The organism is Microcystis sp. M31BS1 (assembly GCF_020245285.1).
Classification (GTDB): Bacteria; Cyanobacteriota; Cyanobacteriia; order Cyanobacteriales; family Microcystaceae; genus Microcystis; species Microcystis panniformis.
This window is the reverse complement of record NZ_JADBVE010000154.1, coordinates 1-23,199: the sequence shown is the minus strand read 5'-3', so window position 1 is coordinate 23,199 and position 23,199 is coordinate 1. Positions and strand designations below refer to the sequence as shown.

The following is a 23,199-nucleotide window of genomic DNA, read 5'->3' as shown; positions in this document are numbered from 1 at the left end:
TCCCCAACTCCTTCGGTCTATGGCAATATATACTAATCCTTTTATTGTGAATCTCTCCTGCTGTTTTAACATCTCTTTTAAGCAGAGAAACCAGATTTTTTCAATATTCAGAATTTCCAGCTTTAAAAATCTTTTTAGTTTTTTTCTCCGACTCTCAAACAGGATCGGTATTGGCAGTGCTTCTGCTAATATCTCTAACTTAGCTTGCTTTAGTATTTGCCAGGTTCCAACTATCATTAACAACAGTAGATATCTGGCTCGTCCCAGTTCATTTTCTAACACTTTCTGGTATAGTTCACTTATCATTTTCGTTATTTAGGTCATATATGGTAAATATGACTTATCTTTTTTTGGAGTCTGTGTCTGTATTTTATGCTACATAAGCTTTTCAGCTTGCTTGTCCCCCTGTCAGCGTTTAGGGTCTCGAAAACCGTATACGCATTCAATTCATCTTCAACATTAATCTGAATAAATAAGAGTCTTTTGGCAACGGTATCCGTTAAAAAAATTGCCAGTTCTTTTCCACTGTTAACTACGCTTGTAAGCTTTGGCAATGAATCCGAAAAGTATTGAAAAGCTTTCCATAGGAGTTGGTTGGATTTTGCGAGCGATCGAGGATTGCGAGGAGGTCTAAAGTTAATGAGACGACTTTGATAAAAATCATTATTATTTTCATTCAAAATTAATTTACTAGATTCTTTTAAAGAACCCAGATCTTTATTACTCAAATAACCGCTTTTGAGAAGCCGTTGTCGTTCTCTATTCGCTTCCGCTTCTTCCCCCCGATCGATTAACGTTTGAATTTTTTCGATAATCGCTATAGCGAGAATACTAATCGTTACCAATCGTTGTTGTCCGTCAATAATTGTAAAATCCGTATCCGATCGCTGGGAACCCTGTAAAACGATCGCTCCCATGTAATGACTAGAATCGGGGTTTTCATAGAGCGTTTGAATATCCTGCCAGAGATCTTCCCAATTTTCTTCCTTCCACGAATAATCTCTTTGAAAAGGGGGAACTCGGTAGATTTTGCCATTGCCGATGAGATCGCTAAAATTGCTGGTTCGGGTATCTAATAGATGAGTACGGGGCATAGGTTCGATCGGCAGTCAGTTCATCACTTCTAACTTACCAAATATCGGCCGATCGGGTTCTTCGGGAATTGTTATGCAAATAATTAACTTAAAATAAAATTCGATGAGAGCAACTACGCTCAAAAGTAGCTAAAATTCATACAGGAAAGGACTTAAGGCACAAATAGGTTAATACCAAAAGATAGACAATTGAGTTAAGATTTGATATAACAGCCAAAAACGAGATTATTTTACCTATGATAGTTGACAAATTTTTGAACCTAAAAGGAACCTCTATTCAAGGCTATCGACACCTAGAAAATATCGGTATATTTTGACGAATTGAATCAAAAAATAAAAAAGCAACCTGTCCTCGTTGTGGGTTAGATAGCGATAAACTACACCAAAATCATCGACATTTAGTCAAAGATTTACCGCTCTCAGGCTAACCAGTGTACCTACAAGTTAATCGTCGTCAATTTAAGTACGTTAATTGTCAGAAACCCTTTAGCAAAGAGTTAGATTTTGTCGCAAATGTCATCTAACCTACTACCTTTCGCTAACCATGAAAGTAAGCGAATTGCTTCTAGTGCATTACTTTTACCTGACGCATTAGCACCGATTAAAAAGGTGATGGGTGCTAGAGATAAGGTTGCCTCCTTATAGCTTTTGAAATTCCCAAGAGTCAGGGATGTTAACATACTTTTAAATTAAGGTATTTAAAAACATCTAAAGTAAGGGGATTAGGGTTTTATCAGATTCTTCATTCCAGCTACGGCACAACCTAGCCCAGCTAGACCCAGTGTAGCACCTCCAAGATAAAGCGTGGGTTGTACGAAAAATCTTATGAACTGATTTTGCACCTCCTTATCAGCTTTATACGTTTTGGCAGCGTTGGTAGAATCGGTCCAAGATTTAAGCGATCTTTACGCGCAGAAAACGGGTTTCTTCAAGAAACCCGTTTTCTATCAAAAAAAAGGGGCTCTTCTAGGTTCTGTGTGATAAGTTTAACTTACAATATGATCGATCGATCTTTGTGTCCTTTGTGTCTTTGTGGTTCGTTCCACCCCCTCGCTAGGAGGAATGTATCTTAGAATACATTTTACCCACCAAACCTGGGAGAGCCAAAAAAGGGAGGTCTAAGAACCCCCCTCAACAGTTAATAATTAGGGTTCTTCGTTACTTGTTATGGTTCGATAGGGGGGCATAAATCGACTAAATCTTTATCTGGCAAGAGACTTAATTGATTAGTTCGCTCTAGAGCAAAAACAATTGATAAAAATCTCCAAATGTCTTTCTCTATAAGGGTTACATACCTTATACCCCCCGTCTATTGCATAACACAAACCGAAGAACCGAATTTACCAATGTCAAGGTCGATGATCGCACTAAAATAGGCTCTCTCAGTGTTAGTTATTATTACCCGCTCGGATCAGCTTAGGAAAAAACTTGAGAAAAGTTTCATATTAGATTATAATTTTCGTTTGAGACTGTCATAGGAGATTAAAGGTATGTCTCGATTTATTAAGCGTTTAGAAGCGATTGGAATACATGGAAGATTTGATATTAATCTTGATTTTCAAGATGGAGTTAATATTATTCATGGAAGTAATGGCACAGGCAAAACCACTGTATTGCATATTCTTGCTAATGCCGTAAACGAAGATTTTAGACGTTTTGGCCATTTAAAATTTCAAAAATTAACCATTACATTAGATGATGATACGGAAATATTGATAGAACAGCAGAATTCTCCTCAAACAGTAACAACAGTCTTTGTTAATAATCAAAAAATCTATTCTTACAGTTTTGCAGAATTATTAGAAGAAGAAAAGCAAGAAGAAAATAGCGAAATTTTATTCTCTCAATTCTCTCCACGTTATTATCCATCATCTTCTAAGAAGAAGCAAGATATTGACTTAAAAGCAACTTATTTCCCTGCTTTTAGAACAATGATTGAGGCATGGGCTACCTTAGATGAAAATGAAATTAGACATTTTGCCCGAAGATCACCTAATTTTAGAAAAGTTCTAAGAAGTTCCGCCAGATCAACCGAATTAGCTCGGATTCTATTTGGGAAATTTGTCCCTAGACTTGAGTATCCTTCACCGATAGAAATAGAAGAACATATTAATTCAGAATTAACAGAAGCTCAATTAAAAATTGCTAGTCTTGATAGAAATTTGCTTTCACAAGCTTTTCTTCAATTTTCTCAAGCTATTTCTCAATCATTTGAGACAGACGATAATACAAAAGAGCCAGACGAAGTTATTACAGAAATAATAGAACTTTCGGAAAAATTGCAAAATTCACCTTTTCAAGTTAATCGTGATCAATCAGATGATGTTTATAACAAATTAATAGAACAGTTGAGAGCCTTTGAATCATATCCAGAATACAAAACTATTGCTAGTAGAGTTTTATCCGTGTATAAAAGATCTCTTCAACAAAGACTAGATGCACAAATAAAAGCTTATTCTAGTATTGAAAGATATCTTGAATCAGTCAATGGATTTTTAGAGAGAAAGCAATTAAAAATAGGTTCTACAAGCTTACCTCAAGGCAGAGGGAAATTAGGTGTTAAAATTGGTGATGAAGAAGCTATTCATAGTCTGCAAATTTTGTCTTCTGGAGAAAGACAAGTCGTAGGTTTAATTTATGCCGCCAGTCACATGACAGGTGGTAGGGTTGTCTTAATTGATGAACCTGAAATTTCACTTCACATTGATTGGCAACGTAAATTATTACCAGAAATGGTTAAACAACTTGATGAGAAACAACTCATTATTTGTACTCATTCTGCTGTAATTGCATCCAAATATCTAGAGAGAATGATAAAACTTGAACTACAACCAACGGCAAACGCTAATATAAATACCGATACTCTTGGAAGTGAAGATCAAATCTATATACTAAATGATGATTTGGAAGACATTGACATTCCCTTTTAAAAATTTAGATAATTATCGACTTTATGAATGGATTACAGTTAACTCCTGAAGAATACGTTACTGAAATAATTATGTCAAATGATAGGTTTTTGTTGCTAGAAGGAGCCGATGATGAGGATTTTTTTACTATTATTTGTAATCTTTTAAAACAAAATGAAGCTCAGATTTCAGCAGAAAAATTATATTTATTGAAAAAAATTAATATTGATACTGCGCAGCGAATACAAGGAGAATTAGGAAATAGAGCTAAGATAGAAAAAATCTGTGATTTAGTTGCCCAAAAGCCGCCAGATGTTAACAATAGAGTTTTGGGCTTTGTTGATCGAGAATTTAGAGAATTTGAATGGAGCAATGATTTAAAAGATCATATTAAAACTCATAAAATTAACAAGAGATTAATTTGGAGTAGAGGTCATTCAATTGAAAACTATTTTTTTGAAATATCAACGTTGAAAAAGGCATTCAACGATTATTTAGTCAGTAGTTTTTATCAAGAAGCATTTGAAATTTTTGAATCTAAATTTGAGCATACTCTCAGAATAGCTTGTGCTTTGAGTTTAGCAGGTTTATCAGAAAATTTACTTACGCCTATTGCTACATCAGTAAATTGGCAGTGTATAGATATCACCTCCACATCTCTGAAAATTGATTTAGAAGAATGGGGTAAGATATTGAATAAAAAACTCAAACTAGATCAACTTCGGATTCAAAAGCTATTTAATAAATTTGAAGTCTATTTGAATATGACCAATCAATGTGACATTGAAACCTCAAGATGGTTATCTCATGGACATATAGGATTTAATTTTATGTTTGTTGTTTATAGTAAATGTCTTTATATAACAGCCTCAGACTTATCGGATCCTCGGAAAAATCCTAGTCAAGAAGCCGAGAAAGTTAATCAATATAAAAACACACGCTTCCGCACAGTAGCAAATGCTTGGGTTAGAAATCAATCTGTAGAATTTCAAGGTAATAACCTTAATGATTTTCCAATCAAGTGTTTTTGGATGTTAATCAACGATTTTCAATAACAAATGATAGAAAAAAAGGGAGGTCTAAGAACCCCCCTCAATAGTTAATAATTAGATGACAACCAAATTAGTAGCGGCCAGCATTGGGTTTATGAACAATAAAGCTCATGGTTTGACATTGTTTGATGTTGTCAAAAGCGATAACGCGGATGTAGCAATCAGAATATTCAGTGCGGCACTCGCGAACTTCATTAAGAACTTCTTGGGGACCAGAAACAGAGAATAAAGGCAGTTTCCACATCGTCCAATGATAATCTGCGGGTTTGGGGTCTTTTTCAAATTCCACAGCAGGAATATAACCCTGATCGATCATGTATTGAATTTGTTTAGCAATTTGTTGATCGGTGAGGGGGGGCAAGTAGGAAAGAGTTTCGTAACGCTTCTCTTTAGGTAAAGTTTTCATGGGTTTCTTGATTCCTTATGGGTTGGGTAGATCATCAACATCGAGATTTAATTCCGATGTCTCTGGTTGACTTATAGCAGTACGGGTGAGACGTTCCAAAAGTTGCCGACGATGTTCGGTATTGTCATTAATAATTCCCGTTTTTACCATCTCTGGCAAGAACTCTAAAACCTGTTCGGCTAAATGTTCTCTTACCGTCATGATCCGCAAAACTAACTCTTTATTCTCAGTCATTAACCCCGCAATATAGGCCTCGCCATCCTGAATGGAATGGCTAGAAGTATAGTGACTCAGCCAAATAGCTAAAGTGGGATTAGTTTCTGACAATTGATCGATAATCGTGCGAACCGCTTGGTAAGTTAGGTAACTTTGTAAGACTTTCGCGGTATCTTGAGCAACTTTTTTCGGATACATTTTATACAGTTTTCAGTTATTGGCTAGGCAGTTATCAGTGTTGAAATTCTAGCGACTGCTTGCCGATTTTGGGCAAGTCCCCGGCATTATTTTGCACCGATAACTGCTAACAACCTTCTGAAGGGCTGTATTAGAGGGTATCCATAGCCTCGAACTCGAATTTGATTTCTTTCCAGAGTTCGCAAGCGGCAGCCAGTTCAGGACTCCAACGGCAAGCTTCCCGGATAACGTCGTTACCTTCGCGGGCCAAGGAGCGACCTTCGTTACGAGCTTGGATACAAGCTTCCAGAGCCACACGGTTAGCGGTGGCACCCGGTGCGTTACCCCAGGGGTGGCCGAGGGTTCCACCACCGAACTGTAAGCAGGAATCGTCACCGAAGATTTCCACCAACGCGGGCATATGCCAAACGTGGATACCACCAGAAGCAACGGGCATTACCCCGGGTAAGGAGGCGTAGTCTTGGGTGAAGAAAATACCACGAGCGCGATCTTCTTCCACATAGTCTTCACGCATCAGGTCAACAAAACCCATCGTGATGCCGCGTTCACCTTCGAGTTTACCGACAACGGTTCCCGAGTGCAGGTGATCACCACCAGAGAGACGTAAGCACTTAGCTAAAACGCGGAAGTGGATACCATGATTTTTCTGACGGTCGATAACCGCGTGCATTGCCCGGTGAATGTGGAGCAGTAACCCTTTGTCGCGGCAGAATTTCGCCAGGGTGGTGTTAGCGGTGAAACCACCAGTGAGGTAGTCGTGCATGATGATGGGGGTTTTGATTTCGGCGGCGAATTCAGCCCGTTGCATCATCTGCTCGCAGGTAGGAGCGGTTACGTTTAAGTAATGTCCTTTAACTTCGTTGGTTTCTGCTTGGGATTTAACGATCGCCTCTTGGACAAAGAGGAAACGATCGCGCCAACGCATGAAGGGTTGAGAGTTAATATTTTCGTCGTCTTTGGTGAAGTCTAAACCACCGCGGAGACATTCGTAAACGGCACGACCGTAGTTTTTAGCGGAAAGGCCGAGTTTGGGTTTGATGGTGCAACCGAGTAAGGGGCGACCGTATTTGTTTAATTTGTCCCGTTCAACGGTGATACCGTGGGGAGGACCTTGGAAGGTTTTGATTAAAGCGACGGGGAAACGGATATCTTCTAACCGGAGACCGCGTAGAGCTTTGAAACCGAAAACGTTACCAACGATCGAGGTGAGGATGTTGGTGACGGAACCTTCTTCAAATAGATCTAAAGGATAGGCAACGAAACAGAAGAACTGGTTATCTTCGTTGGGTACGGGTTCGATATCATAACAACGGCCTTTATAGCGATCGAGGTCGGTTAAGTTATCGGTCCAAACGGTGGTCCAGGTACCTGTGGAAGATTCCGCCGCTACTGCCGCACCTGCTTCTTCAGGGGGAACTCCTGGTTGGGGTGTTACCCGGAAGCAAGCTAGTAGATCGGTATCTTTGGGGGTGTAGTCGGGGGTGTAGTAGGTCAGGCGGTAGTCTTTTACGCCGGCCTGGAAACCTTTGGATTTGGCTTGCACCATTGGGATTATTCCTCCATAAACTGCATGATTAGTCGCACCTGTAAAATCTCGCCGTCAACCGACATAGATTTTTCTTAAGCTCCTGTCCCCTGCTGCTAGGAGCGAAGTTAGGGAGCAATTTTCACTAATGTTTTTTTCAACTGATCATCTTAACACGAACTTTATCCTATTCTGATCATTTTTTTTCTCTATCCCTAAAATTTTGATTGTTTTTTTTTCTCGGGCCGATTAGTTTCTTTAATCTGTCGTCATCTAACTTTGACAATCTCTACAAAAACACAAAAAAATTAACAAAAATTTACCTGATTGACACACAGAAACTTCTGCTCATCAGGCTTTGAGCGATTAAAACTACTCCTTAATTGAGGAAGATTATCAATAATTACAACCTCAAAAAATTGTCGGCAATCGCTAAATATTAACTGAATTTCTAAGCAATTATACCTAGTACCTAGAGGACAGTTAGACAGCAGTGAACTCTAGATAAATTAGGTCTAATTACTTAGTAATTATTGTTGAGATTTTTGGCTTGTGAACGATTATTTTCCCCTTCAAGAATTAAGGTTATTGTTGCCATTAAAACGATGACGTTCTGGAAATAGCGTGACCAATAACTGATTGATATAGACTTTTCCGACCACCGATGCTTGATTCGGTCGGTTAGTAGTAGATGCTGGTTCTCTGGTTTCCGTAGGACTTGCCTGGGCCACCATTTCCTCGTTATCCCAAGGACTGGCAACGGTTTCGGCGACCACTTCCTCCACAGACGGGACTGGGGACACTTGACTGACTACGGGTTGCGGTTCCGGTAGAGGGGGTCTTTCCGGTTCCGATCGAGTTGCTGACACCTCGATGGTAATTTGACGGGAAGTATCTCCGATCAGGGAGCCAGACGGCACGAGCGACATCGCTGCCACAGAACCATTAAAAATCGTTGTGGTTGACCCGATACAGGCATTCTCACCGATTTCACCCTGACCGACTATTAGAACGCCTGTACCTAAAATTGCCCCTGCACCGATACTAATCACACCCTGATAGGCGGTTAAAATTGTTCCCATACCCAGACAAGCACCCGCACCGATAATTATTTGGCTATTGGGGGCTGCTCGGAGAATCACCCCCGGAGCCACGATCGCACTCTCATGAATGGTGACATCACCATTGACATAGAATTCCGAGCGGCTAATAGGTTGAACGGGGGGTAAGGACATAATTGACAGTTACTCAGTGATCAGTGATCAGTGAGCGGGGGTTAGGGGGTAGGGGTTAGAGTTTCGGGTATTTTTCCCGCTCCGCCAACACCTAACACCTATCGCCCTTCACCGATCGCCGAGTCCTGAAATTAAGGGCGTTGAATAATCGATTCGAGAACACGACGTTTCGCTTGGGAGTCAATCCCGATCAGACGAACGTATTCCCCTTGATGGTCGCGCAGACAGGTTTCTAAAGCGGCCACCACATCGGATTCGCGACTGCTCTCGATCGGGGTGCAGCTTTGCCAAGAACCGGTTTTAAAACGACGTTTATCCGCGTGTTCACTGCCAATTTTGTGACCTTGGCTCAACAAGGAACGAATTTGAGTGATCGTTTCCGCGGTTAAGGTACTGGTTAAAGTGGCCGTACCGCCGCCGGAGGAACCGGAAGCATAGCTTTTGAAACTCGGTTCAGCAACGGTGGCGGTTTTACCGTTGCCATTACTAGCCACCGAACCATCGGGACGCTGGATCACCGTTTCTAAAACCCGTTTTTTGGCTTTAGCATCGATACCGAGTAAGCGGACGTATTCGCCGCTATGTTCCCGTAAACAATCTTCCAAAGCAGTAATTACATCAGATTCGCGATTGCTTTCGATCGGAGCGCAACTCTGCCAAGAACTGGTTTTAAACCGGCGTTTATCGGCGTGTTCGGTGCCGATTTTGTAGCCTTGGGCGAGCAGGGAACGAATTTGAGCGATCGTTTCCCCACTTAAGTTACCACTGCTGCTATAACTGGCTCCGTTACTAGCGGGGCTGCTGTAGCTGCTGGTTTGGCCGCTGCCGTTACTAGCGGGGGTGCCGCCGGGGCGGTGAATAATCATTTCGACGACGCGTTTTTTCGCCTGCGGGTCGATCCCGATCAGGCGGACGTACTCATCGCTATTTTCAGACACGATCGCTTCGATATCGCGAATGATGCCCGCTTCGCCCTTGGTTTCGATCGCAGGTCCGGTTAACCAAGAACTGGTTTTAAACCGGCGTTTATCCGCGTGTTCGGTGGCGATTTTCAGTCCTTGGGCCAGCAGGGAACGCACTTGTACGGACAGGTCAGAATTGCCGTTACCGTTGCTATGACCGGCGTGGACGGCGGTGGTGGTGCGGGCTGGTTCTCCCGGGGTGTCTTCGGGGCGCTGGATAATCATTTCCAGTACGCGCCGTTTAGCGGCGGGATCGACTCCGATCAGGCGGACGTATTCGCCCTGTAGGTTTCTCAGGGAGGCTTCTAGGGATTGGGATACCTGTTCTTCGCGGCTGCCGTCGATAAAGCCGGCACTTAACCAAGAACTGGTTTTAAAGCGGCGTTTGTCTGCGTATTCCAGCCCGATTTTGTAGCCTTGGGAGAGGAGGGAGCGAACCTGCGCTCGAATGTTTGTATTTAAACTCATAGGTGTCACCGAATTTCTATATAGCGTCTCATTAGCGATGTTTATAGCGGCTGCCGGTGGCGGAGTCGCTGGTCCTTGGGCTTTGACCGGGACGCTGGGGGCAAGGTCGATATCGACAATGTGACGAGTGAAGGCTCGATCGATTTCTGTGACATCGGGTAAGCGATCGGCCTGTTGTTGGCTGGTGATCACGGAACCGGATGGCACGAATTTACCTGCGGGGATTTCCACGTCTTGAACGAGGGCGTGCATCATGACGATGCAATCGGCACCAATGCGGGCATTAAAGACGGTGGAGCGAAAACCGATAAAACAGCGATCGCCCACATAGGCAGGCCCGTGAATGAGTGCCATGTGGGTGATACAGCTGCCCCGGCCGATCCACACCGAATATTCTCGGCCGTCATCTCCCACCACACGGCTTTTTTCTAAACCGTGGATGATTGCCCCGTCCTGAATTTTGCTGTCGTCGCCAATGTGAAAGGGAGTTCCCTCATCGGCGCGGATGGAAGTCCCCGGAGCGATCACCACTCGCGCCCCGATCTCGATAGCGCCACTGAGGTTAGAGAAGGTGTGGACTTTGGCACTCTCGTCTATGCGCGTTTCCTCTGGGGATTTGGTCCGCTTTTTCGGACTAGCCGCCGTTGTGCGGACGACCATAGTTAGTCTTCCTCCATACTGAATTTGGCTGGCTGGTTGTTAATTAACTGTGTTTGGGTTCTATCGATGTTTAACCGGATTGACGAAATTCGTCCCTCTTGCTGTAGAGGGTGCGATTTTCTACGGTTATAGTGTCAATAATCCCCACCACCATCGCGTCAAGGGGGCGATTGTTCTGCCCGTCTTCGATCCGAGCCGCTCCTCCCCGGGACACTAGCACCCATTCATTAAGCCCCGCTCCGACAATATCACCCGCTACTTCGTATTTAGGCAAAAGTTGCCCTTGAGCGTCGATGAATTGCAAAAGCAGAAGTTTCACTCCCGTCATACTGCGAGGTTTCAGGGTGCTAACGACGGTTCCGCAAACTTTGGCAATTTGCATGGAATTTGTTTACACTAAAAGTTAGTTGCGCTCTAGATTCGTCTTAAAGGTTGCGGGTTAACACTTTCACGAAACTGTTCCACGGCTTCTGTATAACGAATGGGAAGAACGTATTCGAGGTTTTCGTGGGGACGGGCGATGATGTGGGTCGAGAGGACTTGACCACCTTTAACACGATTAGATGCCGCTTCTGTCCCCGCCGATACGGAGGCCTGTACTTCCGAAACGTCCCCCCGGACGATGACGGTGACGCGACCACTACCAATTTTTTCGTAACCTACTAGGGTTACGCGGGCGGCTTTTACCATGGCATCAGCCGCCTCGACGACGGCTGGGAAACCCAAGGTTTCCACCATGCCCACTGCAATTGACATAATATTTTTGTCTCCTAATGGTTGGCTTTCTTCGACTCTATAGATGCTGACCCCGAAACGGTGTTTAATAGCTGCGGAATTGCTCTACTTCTTCGGTGTAGCGAATGGGCAGCACGTATTCGAGGTTTTCGTGGGGACGGGCGATGATATGGGTAGATAGCACTTGTCCTCCGTTAACCCGGTTGGCGTTTTCCACTCCGGCCGCCACAGAAGCTTGCACTTCTGAAACGTCTCCCCGGACAATGACAGTGACGCGACCACTACCGATCTTTTCGTAACCCACTAGAGTCACCCTGGCGGCTTTGACCATGGCATCTGCCGCTTCCACAACGGCGGGAAATCCTAGGGTTTCAATCATTCCTACTGCAATTGGCATTTTTTTGTTCCTCGCTTGTCAAGCCAAACTAAACTATTAATCTCGTTAGCGTTATCAACTTTGTTTCAGTCAAATTCTTTCCTTGTTACTTTTCCTGCTCTAGCTTTGGTGGCAGTCGGGATCGTGGCAAGGTGGGGGTAAGACCATCCTAGATTTTATCTCGATCGTGACCGTTTTCATCCACTAATTTTATTTTCTAGGGCTGGTTGGTAAAAATTTGACGAGTCAGGCAAAATTATCAACCTAAAAAAAGCATAGGAAACTATGACACCTTTGACAATATAAAACATTATGATTATTTCTCATCTTCACGTTAACGAAAGTTAATCATTCCTTCCCTTCGTCCATCAGCCTCAGCAATTCTCAGGACATTTACGGCCAAAACCTTTGCTATGACTGCATTTGCGCTTTCACTTTTCTTTTGGCAGCTTGATTGTCGCTGCCAGATTTACTGGCAGATAAAAGCCTATTTTTCGCTGATTTCGGCTTTTTTATAATTTTTTTATACTATATACGGCTGGGGTTGGGGAGTGGGGGAGCCTTTGTCAGTGTTGCCAAAGGCACGGCGTAGCCGTCCAGTAAACAGTGATCAGTAAACAGTGAACAGTAATCAGTCAGGGTGAGAGCATCTCAACCGCTATTGACAATTAAATTTTGTGAGCCGTTTGCTGTATAGTTACGAAATCGACCAAATGGGTCGATTTTTGCTTAACAATTGAGATGGCCAATTCTCCTCAAATATGGCTGAATCGCTCTCAGGGTAAGCAACTCACATAAAGTTCATTTTGTCAAGGATTGTTAAGATGCGCTTACCCTGAGTAATCAGTGAACTGAAAACTCACATCTGATCACTGGTCACTGGTAACTGATCACTGATCACTGATTCTAGCGATCGATCTCACCTTCGTAGGGTTGGACACCGATCGAGGGATAATTATCGTGGTTAGGACTGAAAACTTCTAACACTGCATGAGCTAACTTTTGGAAAAAGTCGGGACTCTCGTGCAAGGATTTGAGTGCCGCTTCTAATTCAGGAAGGGAGAAATCGAAGCCTTGGGAGCGAGCTATCTCTAGTAATTGCTGAGGGTCTTGGGTTGAACGCATTTTTTGACCCAATTCTTCGTTTTTAGCGGCTAAGGCGAAAAAGTCGAACACTTGATTTTTAGACATATAAATACTTTTCCTTTGATGATTAAAGGTGTGGCCTCGGCGGCGTGGAGGTTAAACTGCCTAGTATGGTTCATTTTTATCCTACCAGTCAGGAGATATCCTCAAAGCAAAAGTTTCGTTTTTATTTGCTTGTATGGCTGAGTATGCTTTTTCTGGGGTGTGGGGTGTGGGGTGTGGGGAAGTGGGGTGTGGGGTGTGGGGAAGTGGGGTGTGGGGTGTTTTCTCAGTGAACTGATAACTAATAACTGATAACTGATAACTGATAACTGATAACTGATAACTGAATCCTGCCTTCTGCCTCTTTCAAGTCAGAGGATAAATAGCCTAAAATAGAAAGCTACACTCTTGTTTCTGTGACCAGCATCATGAATAAATCCCCACGTCGTTACCATATCACCACCTTTGGTTGTCAGATGAATAAAGCTGACTCCGAACGCATGGCGGGTATTTTAGAAGATTTGGGGTTTCAATGGTCTGAGGATGCCAACGAAGCCGATTTAATCCTCTACAATACCTGTACAATTCGCGATAATGCCGAACAGAAGGTGTATTCCTATCTCGGTAGACAGGCTAAACGCAAACAAACTCAACCCGACCTTACTTTAATTGTCGCTGGCTGCGTGGCTCAACAGGAAGGGGAACAATTATTAAGACGAGTTCCCGAAGTGGATTTAATTATCGGTCCCCAACACGCAAACCGCTTGGGAGACTTATTACAACAAGTTTTTGACGGTTCCCAGGTGGTGGCCACCGAACCCATCCACATCATGGAAGACATCACCAAACCGCGCCGGGATAGTAATATTACCGCTTGGGTGAACGTCATCTATGGTTGCAATGAACGCTGTACCTATTGTGTGGTTCCGGGGGTGCGCGGGGTGGAACAATCTCGCACTCCTGCGGCAATTCGAGCAGAAATGGCACAATTAGGACAACAGGGTTATCAAGAAATCACCCTTTTAGGTCAAAATATCGATGCCTACGGACGGGATTTACCCGGAGTGACGGCAAGCGGCCGACATCTGCACAATTTCACCGATTTACTCTACTACGTTCACGATGTGGCCGGCATTGAACGTCTCCGTTTTGCCACCAGTCACCCCCGCTATTTTACCGAACGTTTGATTAAAGCTTGTCAGGAATTACCTAAAGTTTGTGAACATTTTCATATCCCTTTTCAATCAGGGGATAATGATATCCTCAAGGCTATGAAACGGGGCTATACTCAGGAAAAATACCGACAAATTATTGCTAATATTCGCAATTTAATGCCGGACGCTGCCATTAGTGCCGATGCGATTGTCGGATTCCCCGGAGAAACAGAGGCACAGTTCGAGAATACTTTAAAATTAGTCGATGAGATTGGTTTTGATCAATTAAATACGGCGGCCTATTCTCCCCGTCCCGGTACTCCGGCCGCTATTTGGGATAATCAATTAAGTGAGCAGGTAAAAAGCGATCGCTTACAAAGATTAAATCATTTAGTGGCCACAAAAGCTGCTGAACGTTCCCAAAGATATTTAGGCAGAATTGAGGAAATTTTAGTGGAAGACGTTAATCCTAAAGATGCTAGTCAAGTTATGGGAAGAACTAGAGGCAATCGCTTAACTTTCTTTACGGGAGATATTGAGGAATTGCGAGGCAAATTTGTTAAGGTTAAAATTACCGAAGTCCGTCCCTTTAGTTTGACGGGAGTGATCTTTTAATAGTTCACAGTGACCCCTCAGCAGTGAAAAAAGGCAATAGCTATCGGGAATAATTTGGTACTTTATGGATATTATCGCTATTTTGCAGCAAGATTATCAGAGATTTCCTATTGATCAAACCTATGACATTTATGCTGATAACGTTTATTTTCAAGACCCTCTCAATCAATTTCGGGGGATTAAACGCTATCGGGAAATGATTGGTTTTATGAGTCAATGGTTCCAAGCTATCAAGATGGATATCCACGCAATTGAACAGCAGGAAAATATTATTAATACCCGTTGGACATTGCACTGGACAACCCCTTTACCTTGGCGGCCTCGCATCGCTATTTCTGGACGCAGCCAATTAACTCTCGATGACAATAATCTGATTATTTCTCATATCGATTATTGGGATTGTTCGCGCTGGGATGTGCTGCGTCAGCATTTACCTTTCCGCACTTCTTAACCATATTTTTTAACCAGAAAATGCCGACCAACGAGCGCTCGTTTGCTTGACAATATCCTGTAAAAATGCTAGGCGCTGATTTTGTTCCCAAACCTGTTTAACTTTATTCTGCAAACTCGTCCAATTCCAATCATTATTCAGTTGCTCGTTAATTTCCTGTTCTTGGAAATATTCAACTAAACTTAAACCAGCTAAACGAGTTAAATAGGCTGCTCCAATTCCCTGCACTGTACCACCAGCAATATAAGTAATCGCATTTCCCTTGAGAATCGTTCCCAATGCCTGAGTTGTCACCTCTACCATGCCCAATTGTACCATCATTTTCCCCAGGGTAGTCATGGCTGTTTTTGCTTGTTCAAGGGACATTTTTTGTTGATAAATTGCCCCTAAATCCACTAACATTTGAGCGTTAGTGGCCGCCGCTAAAACTAAATCTAGGGCCGCGAGAGGATTAGCAAAAGTGGCAGTAGCGGCTATCCATTGGTATTGTTCGATAACAGGTAAAGCCTTTTTGCGTCGGGATTGATTAAGTAATTGTTTGGTTTCCTTGGCTAATTCGAGCGCTTGTCTCCAGATAGTTCCCAGAACTAATTCGGACTTTTCTTGTTCGATAATTTGTCGGAGATGATTATCTAGATTATCAATAACAATAGCTTGGGGTTCCGTCCATTCCTTGATTTCTCCATTGCTTTGATGTTGACGAACTTTTAGGGGTTTGGGGGCAGCGGCTATGGCTAAAATATTATGAGCAGGAATAGTTTCTTTCAGTCTTTGTTTCAGGGAAAGGAGTATTTCTTCTCTGGTTTCGGCGGGTAAACGATCCTGTTTATTCAGTAACAGGATAACACGCTGGTGCATTCGATCGAATTGCTGGAGAATTTGCCATTCGGAATCGCTCAAATCCCCATTGATGAGATACAAAACTAAGTCGGCTGCCAGAGCTTTTTTCTGGTTAGCGGTGGAGTCGAGAGTTAGAAGCGGTTCCGTTTCCATAAAAGCGACAGATTCCCCAAAGTTGCCGCTTTCTAGTAGTTTTTTTAAGGCAGTTTTACCAGTTTTTCTCGCACCAGTAATGGCAATTTTCAGGTCTTGGCGACTAAATTCTTGATTTAATTGGGTTAAACTGGTTTTGAGTGGGGTTAAGTCTTGATTAGGGTCTTCTTTGTCCAGATAATTAATTATCTGCTCAGCCTTGCTAATCGCTTGTTTAACCTTTTCTAGACTCAGGGGAGTGGGAAGGGAAAAATCGATTTTCGAGTTGGGTTTTTGCCAAAACCAGATACCGGCACCAAGAGCAATCGCACCGAAAATACCCCATGAACCGATTTCGCTCAGTCTGCTATTGAGAGTTTCCCCCAGGGTGAAAGCGATGGTAATGCCTATCCCCGTCACTAAAATCGGTTTACCCAATCTTACCGTCATTTTTCCTCATCCTCGCCAACTGCTATGATTATTCTAGCTTTTTTGTGCTGGATTTCATCCCAAAATCAACTTTTCAGCCGACAATTCCTCGCCGGTGTCCCGGCCGCTCTTGCCTAAAAAGCCCTAGATATGTCATAATGATCGATTGCGTGTAAATTTACCCGATCCCCTGTTGTTATGGCTAGTAAAAAAGGCGTTCGCCTAATCATCACTGTAGAATGCACGGAATGCCGCAGTAATCCCGATAAGCGTACCCCCGGCGTTTCTCGCTACACCACCAGCAAAAACCGTCGCAATACCACCGGCAGACTGGAAATCAAGAAATACTGTCCCCACTGCAATAAGCACACCGTCCACAAGGAAATTAAGTAAGCACACTTTAGTTAAAAAGTCAAGCAATCTTTACAAATCTATGAGCTACTATCGTAAACGTCTCTCCCCCATCTCCCCCAGTCAACCGATTGACTACAAAGACACCGAACTCCTCCGCAAATTCATCACCGAACGCGGCAAACTCCTACCTAGACGCATCACCGGTTTAACTTCTAAACAACAGCGAGATTTAACGGAAGCGGTAAAACGGGCCCGTTTAATGGCTTTATTGCCTTTTGTCAACCAAGAAGCCTAAATTCAGTGATCAGTAATCAGTAATCAGTGAACAGTGATCACTGAAAATAATTGGCTAATTAAAGCAGTTATCCTAATGGTGGGGTAGGAAGTTCTCCTTTTGGAGAGCCGGTCGTCGATACCAAATTAGGTTATGCTTCCTCTTGATAAGAAACGCTGTAATTGAACTCCGATAAGTAATAGGACAAAATTAACTTCTTGGTGAGGATAGGCACTCATGCACTCATGGAAGAAGTAGTTAGATATGTGTAATTAATTGTATCTAGCTACTTAACTTAAAACTTAAACCTGATCACTGATAACTGATAACTGATAACTGATAAGCGATCTCAGTATATTGGGGTTGCTTTCTCGTTTTTGCAAAGAAATATATCGAAATCGGCAGCGGATGGGAAAATTCGTGCGAGAATCTAAAGAAATTGTTAAATCGCCCCAGGAGTAGCCAACGATTTTGTGATTATCGATCCAAATCCACCAATTAGCACAATGGGAGGCTCTTATGGAAAAGCAGCCATCAGAAATCGAGATCGAGCTAGATGCACAGCTAAAAGAGGAGGATTCCGAACAGTTTCTGCGTAGTATATTTAATTCCGTGCAAGCGTCGATTTTTGTAGTGGACGTGCTGGAAAATAGAGATTTTCGCTATGTGGGAGCAAACCCCGTTCATGAACGCTGGACAGGATTGCGCTCATCAGATATTAAAGGCAAAACTCCCGAACAAATCCTTCCCCCCGATGATGCGCGCAGTGTGCGGCAACACTATAGTGATTGTGTGCGTTACGGAACGACTATTTCCTACGAACAGTATTTACCTTTTCAAAATATACCCTACTGGTGGCTGACAACTTTAACACCCCTACGGGATAACAATGCGCGTATCTATCGTTTGGTGGGAACCAGTACCAATATCACCGAACGCAAACAGGCCGAAGAAGCTTTAAGATTACAAGCAGAACGGGAACAACTACTGGGGGTAATGCAGGAAAGAATCCGGCAATCGTTGGATCTCGATCGCATTTTGCAAAGAACTGTTAAAGAGGTGCGACAATTCCTCAACTGCGATCGAGTGTTAATTTATCGTTTATTCCCCGATCATAGTGGCATGATTGTGGTGGAATCCCATACTGCGAGGATTAATTCCGTCTTAGGAAACAGCATCGAGGATCCCTGTTTTAATTTATCCCCAGAACGTCTGGAAAATTATCGTCGCGGGAGAATTCAAGTTATTGAAAATGTCCATAATTCGGGACTTGATCCCTGTTATCGCAGCCTACTCACCTCTTTGCAAGTACAGGCTAACTTGGTGGTGCCAATTATCTGCGATAACCAACTCTGGGGGTTACTAATTGCCCAAAATTGCCAAAAAACTCGCTCTTGGCAATCCCAAGAAATCGATCTGCTTAAACAATTAGCCATTCAAGTGGGAATTGCCATTCAACAAGCGGAACTGCACCAACGGGTAAAATGCTTGAATACTGCCTTGGAATCGGAGGTTCAGCAAAGAACTGCCGAATTGCAGATGAGTTTGAAGTATGAAGCATTAATCGGACGGATTACCGAAAAAATTCGCGATAGTCTCGATGAAAATCATATTCTGCAAACCACCACTAGGGAATTAGTCCAGGTTTTACCCGTAGAACGGGCCCAAATTGAGCTTTACAATCCCAGTCGCAGCCAAGCCACTATTGTCCACGAATATACCACTCAAGAGCTTATCTGTCAGGGAATTAGCTGTCAAATTAGCGATTTTCCTGAAATCTATCAACCGCTGCTGCACAAACAAATTTTACAATTTGTTGATCGTCTTCCCCTTGGCAATCCCCAAATCTGTCGTGTTAACCGTTGCGCTTGTCCTATCTTTGACGATCAGGGTTTTTTGGGCAATATTTGGCTAATTAGACCAGCTAATCAAATTTTTAACTCCTTAGAAACTAATTTGATCCAACATATTGCCACCGAATGTGCGATCGCCATTCGCCAGGCACGACTGTACGAATCTTCCCAAGCACAAGTGAGGGAATTAGAAAAACTGGAAAGATTAAAAAGCGAATTCCTGAAAACCCTTTCCCATGAACTGCGAACCCCGATTACCAGCATTCGTCTAGCGGTGGAAACCTTAGAAAGTCTCCTGGAATATCAAGGGATCGAGATCGATCCAGAGGATTCGATCGGTCAACTGTTGCAAATTCTTAACATTGAATCTCAGCGTCAGAGTAAGTTAGTTAATGATCTGTTGACTTTAACCTATCTGGATGCGGAAACCGAACCCCCGGCGATCGAAACAATCGACTTACTTTCTTGGCTACCCTTATTAGTGGAACCTTTTCGCACTCTCACCCGCGAGCGACAACAGCAGTTAATTTTAGATATAGATGGGGATATACCGGAGATTAACAGCAATCTTTGTGATATCGAACGCATCATAGCGGAATTACTGACCAATGCTTCTAAATATACCCCAGAACAAGGGATAATTAGGGTAAATGTCTGGCGTGCAGACGAGCAAATATTAATTAGTGTGAGCAATTCAGGAGTAGAAATCCCTCCAGAGGAATTATCAAGAATATTTGCTCCTTTTTATCGCATTCCTCACCACGATCCCTGGCGCTACAGTGGCACCGGTTTAGGTTTAGCTTTAGTCCACAAACTGATTAAACCCCTGAATGCCACCATCGATGTCACCAGTGCCAATGCTGTCACCACTTTTACCCTCACCTTGCCAATCTAGTCAAGCAGAAAACTTTTTGGAAAAAAACCTTGCAATTATTTCGAGGGCGTGCTATATTGATAAAGGACTGAAAAAAGCCGAGATAGCTCAGTTGGTAGAGCAGAGGACTGAAAATCCTCGTGTCCGCGGTTCAAATCCGCGTCTTGGCATCGAAAAAACACGAAAGTCTGCCCTGTATTTACTTTCTATTCTGCTAGGTTTTGTAAATGCAGCTGACTGTCTTAGGTTTGGTGGGTAAAATGTATTCTAAGATACAGTCTTGCGGGCGAACGACTGGAACGAACCACTCCAGACACAAAGGACACAAAGATTGATCGCCACTATATCAGTTAAACTTATCACACAAAGAATAAGAGAGCCTGCAGCCTTTCTCGTCAAGATGAAGTGTAACCTAATTTGGTAAGCTAAAAGCTTTGATGTACTTAGTTTCTGACCTTGTTTTTAGGTGGGAGAATTGCCAGATTCTTTCTTTTGCCTGTTGCCTGTTGCCTCTTGCCTATCTTCACTAGGAAATTAATTTTGCACGACTACTTACTTTTTGATTTTGGGCTTGACGTGAGCGGTCACGGATTAAGATAATCTAACAAGTATGTACGACAATGAAATCCTAGACTCTAGCAATTCCTTAAATAATCCTCTCGATGCGAGCGATCCGGATCAAGCAGCGGAAATCCCTCCCGATCCCGAGGAAATGCTCTTATTGCTTACTTCTGCTGATGTGAGCGAGAGGATGATCGCGGCCCGCGCCTTTTGTGAATTGCGGGACGAAAGAGCGATCGCCCCGTTACTGGAGATGTTAAACGATGTCTGTCCCCTGGTGCGTGTTAGTGTCGCCTACGCTTTGGGCCGAAATCCCAGTCTTAGCTCTGTGGCTCCCTTAATCGATTTACTGGCCAGGGATTGGAATGGTTACGTCAGAAAAGGGGTAGTTTGGGCCCTAGGTAACTGTGGCGATCGCAGAGCGATCAATCCTTTGGTTCATGCTCTCAAAACTGATATTTCGGCCGTGCGATTATGGGCAGCCAGTAGTTTGGCCCAGATTGCCAAGGTCAATTATGAAGATATCATCACCGTGTTGCCGCCTTTAATTGAAGGATTGCGCCGAGATTTAATCGCAGCGGTGCGGAGTAATTGCGCTTGGTCGATCGGTCAATTATGCCGAGAATTGCCCTTAAATGTGATTTATGCCACGGCGATCGATGCTTTGATCGAGGCCTTGGTGGAAGATGAGGATTTAGGTGTCAAGGAAGATGCTAGGGGTGCTTTATTAAAAGTGGGCGACCCGAGAGGATTACAATTGATCGAGGAATTAGAGCTTGAAGGAATTATCTAAACCGCTAATTTTGGGCGTTACGGGGGCATCAGGACTGATTTATGCTGTCCGTACTCTCAAATATCTACTTTTAGCCGACTACACGATCGATCTAGTGGCCTCCAGATCAGCTTACACTGTCTGGCAAGCGGAAGATAATATTCGGATGCCGCCAGAACCGGAGCTGCAAGAACAATTTTGGCGCAGTCAATGCGGGGTGATGGAAGGGGGAAAACTACGCTGTCATCGTTGGGGTGATGTGGGGGCAACGATCGCCAGTGGTTCCTATCGCACCCTTGGTATGATAATTATTCCCTGTAGCATGAGTACAGTGGCCAAATTAGCGGGGGGATTAAGTTCCGATTTGCTAGAAAGAGCGGCCGATGTGCAGATTAAGGAGGGCAGAAAATTGGTTTTAGTGCCGCGAGAAACCCCTTTTAGTTTAATTCATCTGCGTAATTTAACCACTTTGGCCGAGGCGGGCGTTAGAATTGTGCCAGCAATACCGGCATGGTATCACCATCCCCAATCGATCGAGGATTTGGTCGATTTTGTCATCGCTCGTACTCTCGATCAGTTAGATATCGATTGTATGACAATTAATCGCTGGCAAGGACATTGACAGTTATCAGTTATCAGTTATCAGTTATCAGTGGGTAAGTTATCAGTTATCAGTTATCAGTTATCAGTGGGTAAGTTATCAGTTATCAGATGTAAGTTTTAAGTTTTAAGTTAATTAGTTAGTTATCTTTATCTTTATACCTGTTTACTGTTTACTGATCACTGTTTACTGATCACTGTTTACTGATCACTGTTTACTGATCACTGAGTCAAGGGAGGTAAAAATGGGCTGGATTATGGTCTTATTTGCGATCGCTGTAGGCGGATTACTGATCTGGCAGAATCTGGGGGTGATCACTTTGGTCTTTTTTGGCGGTATTATGACGGTAAAACTGCCCCTAGCGGTCTGGGTGTTACTTTTCACCCTAGCGGGAATTATCAGTGGTTTAACCCTGCAATTTCTCTATAGTTTTGGTCGTCCTTTGGCCGCCCCAAAAGCTTCCCCTCGTATAGCGAATAATCCTACAGTCCCACCCCCGTCTTCCCGACCCACCTATATTCAGGATTCTGCTGCTTCTGCACCGGGTAACGATTGGGAAAGAGATAGCGGTGATGATTGGAATTTTGATGCACCCCCCGAAAAACCGACTACCATTCAGGATCGGGAAGAATTCCCGCCTAGGGTTGCTGATGGGAAAAAAGCGAATTTTGTCAAGCCTCCAGAGGACAGTTCTCAAACTGGCTCAGTTTATTCCTATAGTTACCGCACAGCCAAACAGACTCGCGGGGAAAAAGCCGATCAAGTTTACGATGTCAATTATCGGATTATTACGCCCCCTGCTCAGGATGAAAACCAAGAGCGGGAGGTAAACAAAGGGGATGAGGAAGATTGGATATAAACTTTGACAGAGTAGAGGTTTCTACCTGAATCCCTCAGAGAAGATAGACTGTTCTGGCCTTGCCTCCTGTCTTACCGAAAACTTGGGTTTAAGGTTCCCCGCCATGCCCGCGTAGCAGAGGGCGGCTTTTAGGTGATGGGTTGTCAGTTTAATATTTAATGTGTTAAAATAAGTTTATTCTTAAAATTTTAGAGTAAATGTTTGTCCTAGAGTTTAAAGTTGAGGCTAAATTAAAACAGTATCAGGCTATAGACGATGCTATCCGCACCGCTCAATTCATCCGTAATAAATGCTTAAAGTATTGGATGGACAACAAAGGTGTAAATGGGAGCATCTCACTTACGCGATGAGTAATTATACTTAGCCTAAAAGCCACTCTTAATCGTGTCTTGGAACGAAATAGAGGCTTTTAAAGACCGCGTACATGGAGAATTAAAACAAGAATTACCCTCGAAAAGCCTATTTT

At 43.3% G+C, this 23,199-nt stretch carries 22 protein-coding genes, 1 tRNA gene and 3 pseudogenes; 13 read left to right on the top strand and 13 right to left on the bottom strand.

The features are described 5' to 3' along the window. A pseudogene (locus tag IM509_RS08650) lies at positions 1-282 on the bottom strand (IS4 family transposase); the annotation flags it as partial. A gap of 38 nt (positions 283-320) precedes the next feature. Further along, positions 321-1,094 carry a DUF262 domain-containing protein gene (locus IM509_RS08645; RefSeq protein WP_260441222.1) on the bottom strand — a complete coding sequence of 258 codons (774 nt, stop codon included), beginning with the start codon at positions 1,092-1,094 and terminating at the stop codon, positions 321-323. Positions 1,095-1,330: 236 nt separating this feature from the next. Here IM509_RS08645 and IM509_RS08640 point away from each other — a divergent pair. After that, positions 1,331-1,606 (top strand): annotated as a pseudogene (locus IM509_RS08640) (transposase family protein); the annotation flags it as partial. Here the strand turns inward: IM509_RS08640 and IM509_RS08635 are convergent. Continuing rightward, positions 1,592-1,774: an AAA family ATPase gene (locus tag IM509_RS08635; RefSeq protein ID WP_147071111.1), complete on the bottom strand. Its 183-nt coding sequence runs from the start codon at positions 1,772-1,774 to the stop codon at positions 1,592-1,594. The pseudogene IM509_RS08640 and the gene IM509_RS08635 sit on opposite strands and share 15 nt — an antisense overlap. Before the next feature lie 810 nt (positions 1,775-2,584). On the opposite strand from IM509_RS08635, the gene IM509_RS08630 reads away from it, so the two are divergent. Continuing rightward, on the top strand, positions 2,585-4,024 hold the full coding sequence (locus IM509_RS08630) for an ATP-binding protein (RefSeq protein WP_185237056.1): 1,440 nt from the start codon (positions 2,585-2,587) through the stop codon (positions 4,022-4,024). A gap of 23 nt (positions 4,025-4,047) precedes the next feature. Continuing rightward, positions 4,048-5,058 (top strand): DUF4435 domain-containing protein, encoded by a 1,011-nt coding sequence (locus IM509_RS08625; protein WP_185237057.1) that lies wholly within the window; start codon positions 4,048-4,050, stop codon positions 5,056-5,058. A gap of 67 nt (positions 5,059-5,125) precedes the next feature. Here IM509_RS08625 and IM509_RS08620 read toward each other — a convergent pair whose 3' ends face one another. From IM509_RS08620 to IM509_RS08580, 9 genes are all read right to left on the bottom strand, one after another. Next, a complete protein-coding gene (locus tag IM509_RS08620; RefSeq protein WP_002741682.1) occupies positions 5,126-5,461 on the bottom strand; it encodes a ribulose bisphosphate carboxylase small subunit in 336 nt (111 codons plus the stop codon). A gap of 15 nt (positions 5,462-5,476) precedes the next feature. Next, positions 5,477-5,875, bottom strand: a complete 399-nt coding sequence (gene rcbX / locus IM509_RS08615) for a RuBisCO chaperone RbcX (protein WP_185237058.1) — start codon at positions 5,873-5,875, stop codon at positions 5,477-5,479. Between the two features lie 130 nt (positions 5,876-6,005). Further along, positions 6,006-7,421, bottom strand: coding sequence for a form I ribulose bisphosphate carboxylase large subunit (locus IM509_RS08610; RefSeq protein WP_002753365.1), 1,416 nt, complete (start codon positions 7,419-7,421; stop codon positions 6,006-6,008). 551 nt (positions 7,422-7,972) lie between these two features. Next, positions 7,973-8,635 carry a beta-carboxysome scaffolding protein CcmN gene (gene ccmN, locus IM509_RS08605; protein WP_072926067.1) on the bottom strand — a complete coding sequence of 221 codons (663 nt, stop codon included), beginning with the start codon at positions 8,633-8,635 and terminating at the stop codon, positions 7,973-7,975. A gap of 131 nt (positions 8,636-8,766) precedes the next feature. Further along, positions 8,767-10,725, bottom strand: a complete 1,959-nt coding sequence (locus tag IM509_RS08600; protein ID WP_072926066.1) for a RuBisCO small subunit-like domain-containing protein — start codon at positions 10,723-10,725, stop codon at positions 8,767-8,769. Between the two features lie 70 nt (positions 10,726-10,795). Beyond that, positions 10,796-11,107 (bottom strand): beta-carboxysome shell vertex protein CcmL, encoded by a 312-nt coding sequence (gene ccmL, locus IM509_RS08595; RefSeq protein ID WP_002734360.1) that lies wholly within the window; start codon positions 11,105-11,107, stop codon positions 10,796-10,798. Positions 11,108-11,139: 32 nt separating this feature from the next. Then, positions 11,140-11,481, bottom strand: coding sequence for a carbon dioxide-concentrating mechanism protein CcmK (locus IM509_RS08590; RefSeq protein ID WP_002733426.1), 342 nt, complete (start codon positions 11,479-11,481; stop codon positions 11,140-11,142). Positions 11,482-11,545: 64 nt separating this feature from the next. Next, the gene (locus tag IM509_RS08585) at positions 11,546-11,857 is read right to left on the bottom strand and encodes a carbon dioxide-concentrating mechanism protein CcmK (protein ID WP_002734613.1); all 312 of its coding nucleotides are present in this window, start codon (positions 11,855-11,857) and stop codon (positions 11,546-11,548) included. Between the two features lie 885 nt (positions 11,858-12,742). Then, positions 12,743-13,027 (bottom strand): Nif11-like leader peptide family natural product precursor, encoded by a 285-nt coding sequence (locus IM509_RS08580; protein ID WP_002759324.1) that lies wholly within the window; start codon positions 13,025-13,027, stop codon positions 12,743-12,745. A gap of 365 nt (positions 13,028-13,392) precedes the next feature. Here IM509_RS08580 and miaB point away from each other — a divergent pair, with 365 nt between their 5' ends. Further along, positions 13,393-14,733 carry a tRNA (N6-isopentenyl adenosine(37)-C2)-methylthiotransferase MiaB gene (miaB, locus tag IM509_RS08575; RefSeq protein WP_052276860.1) on the top strand — a complete coding sequence of 447 codons (1,341 nt, stop codon included), beginning with the start codon at positions 13,393-13,395 and terminating at the stop codon, positions 14,731-14,733. A 64-nt stretch (positions 14,734-14,797) separates the two neighbouring features. Beyond that, positions 14,798-15,184 (top strand): C6orf136 family protein, encoded by a 387-nt coding sequence (locus tag IM509_RS08570; protein ID WP_052276861.1) that lies wholly within the window; start codon positions 14,798-14,800, stop codon positions 15,182-15,184. A 9-nt stretch (positions 15,185-15,193) separates the two neighbouring features. Here the strand turns inward: IM509_RS08570 and IM509_RS08565 are convergent, their stop codons facing one another. Beyond that, on the bottom strand, positions 15,194-16,606 hold the full coding sequence (locus IM509_RS08565; protein WP_072926065.1) for a slr1306 family protein: 1,413 nt from the start codon (positions 16,604-16,606) through the stop codon (positions 15,194-15,196). A 177-nt stretch (positions 16,607-16,783) separates the two neighbouring features. On the opposite strand from IM509_RS08565, the gene rpmG reads away from it, so the two are divergent. The 8 genes and pseudogenes from rpmG to IM509_RS08525 all read left to right on the top strand — a co-directional run. Then, positions 16,784-16,978, top strand: a complete 195-nt coding sequence (gene rpmG / locus IM509_RS08560; RefSeq protein WP_002734724.1) for a 50S ribosomal protein L33 — start codon at positions 16,784-16,786, stop codon at positions 16,976-16,978. Positions 16,979-17,018: 40 nt separating this feature from the next. Next, positions 17,019-17,234 carry a 30S ribosomal protein S18 gene (gene rpsR, locus IM509_RS08555; protein WP_002732313.1) on the top strand — a complete coding sequence of 72 codons (216 nt, stop codon included), beginning with the start codon at positions 17,019-17,021 and terminating at the stop codon, positions 17,232-17,234. 498 nt (positions 17,235-17,732) lie between these two features. After that, positions 17,733-19,961 (top strand): sensor histidine kinase, encoded by a 2,229-nt coding sequence (locus IM509_RS08550; RefSeq protein WP_185237059.1) that lies wholly within the window; start codon positions 17,733-17,735, stop codon positions 19,959-19,961. 76 nt (positions 19,962-20,037) lie between these two features. Beyond that, positions 20,038-20,110 (top strand) — tRNA-Phe (locus IM509_RS08545). A 440-nt stretch (positions 20,111-20,550) separates the two neighbouring features. After that, positions 20,551-21,294, top strand: a complete 744-nt coding sequence (locus tag IM509_RS08540; protein WP_052276864.1) for a HEAT repeat domain-containing protein — start codon at positions 20,551-20,553, stop codon at positions 21,292-21,294. Further along, a complete protein-coding gene (locus tag IM509_RS08535) occupies positions 21,278-21,895 on the top strand; it encodes a flavin prenyltransferase UbiX (protein ID WP_052276865.1) in 618 nt (205 codons plus the stop codon). The genes IM509_RS08540 and IM509_RS08535 overlap by 17 nt, the downstream gene beginning before the upstream one ends. Positions 21,896-22,118: 223 nt before the next feature. Further along, positions 22,119-22,733, top strand: a complete 615-nt coding sequence (locus tag IM509_RS08530; RefSeq protein WP_052276866.1) for a LapA family protein — start codon at positions 22,119-22,121, stop codon at positions 22,731-22,733. 197 nt (positions 22,734-22,930) lie between these two features. After that, positions 22,931-23,059, top strand: a pseudogene (locus tag IM509_RS08525) (RNA-guided endonuclease TnpB family protein); the annotation flags it as partial. Positions 23,060-23,199: the final 140 nt, after the last annotated feature.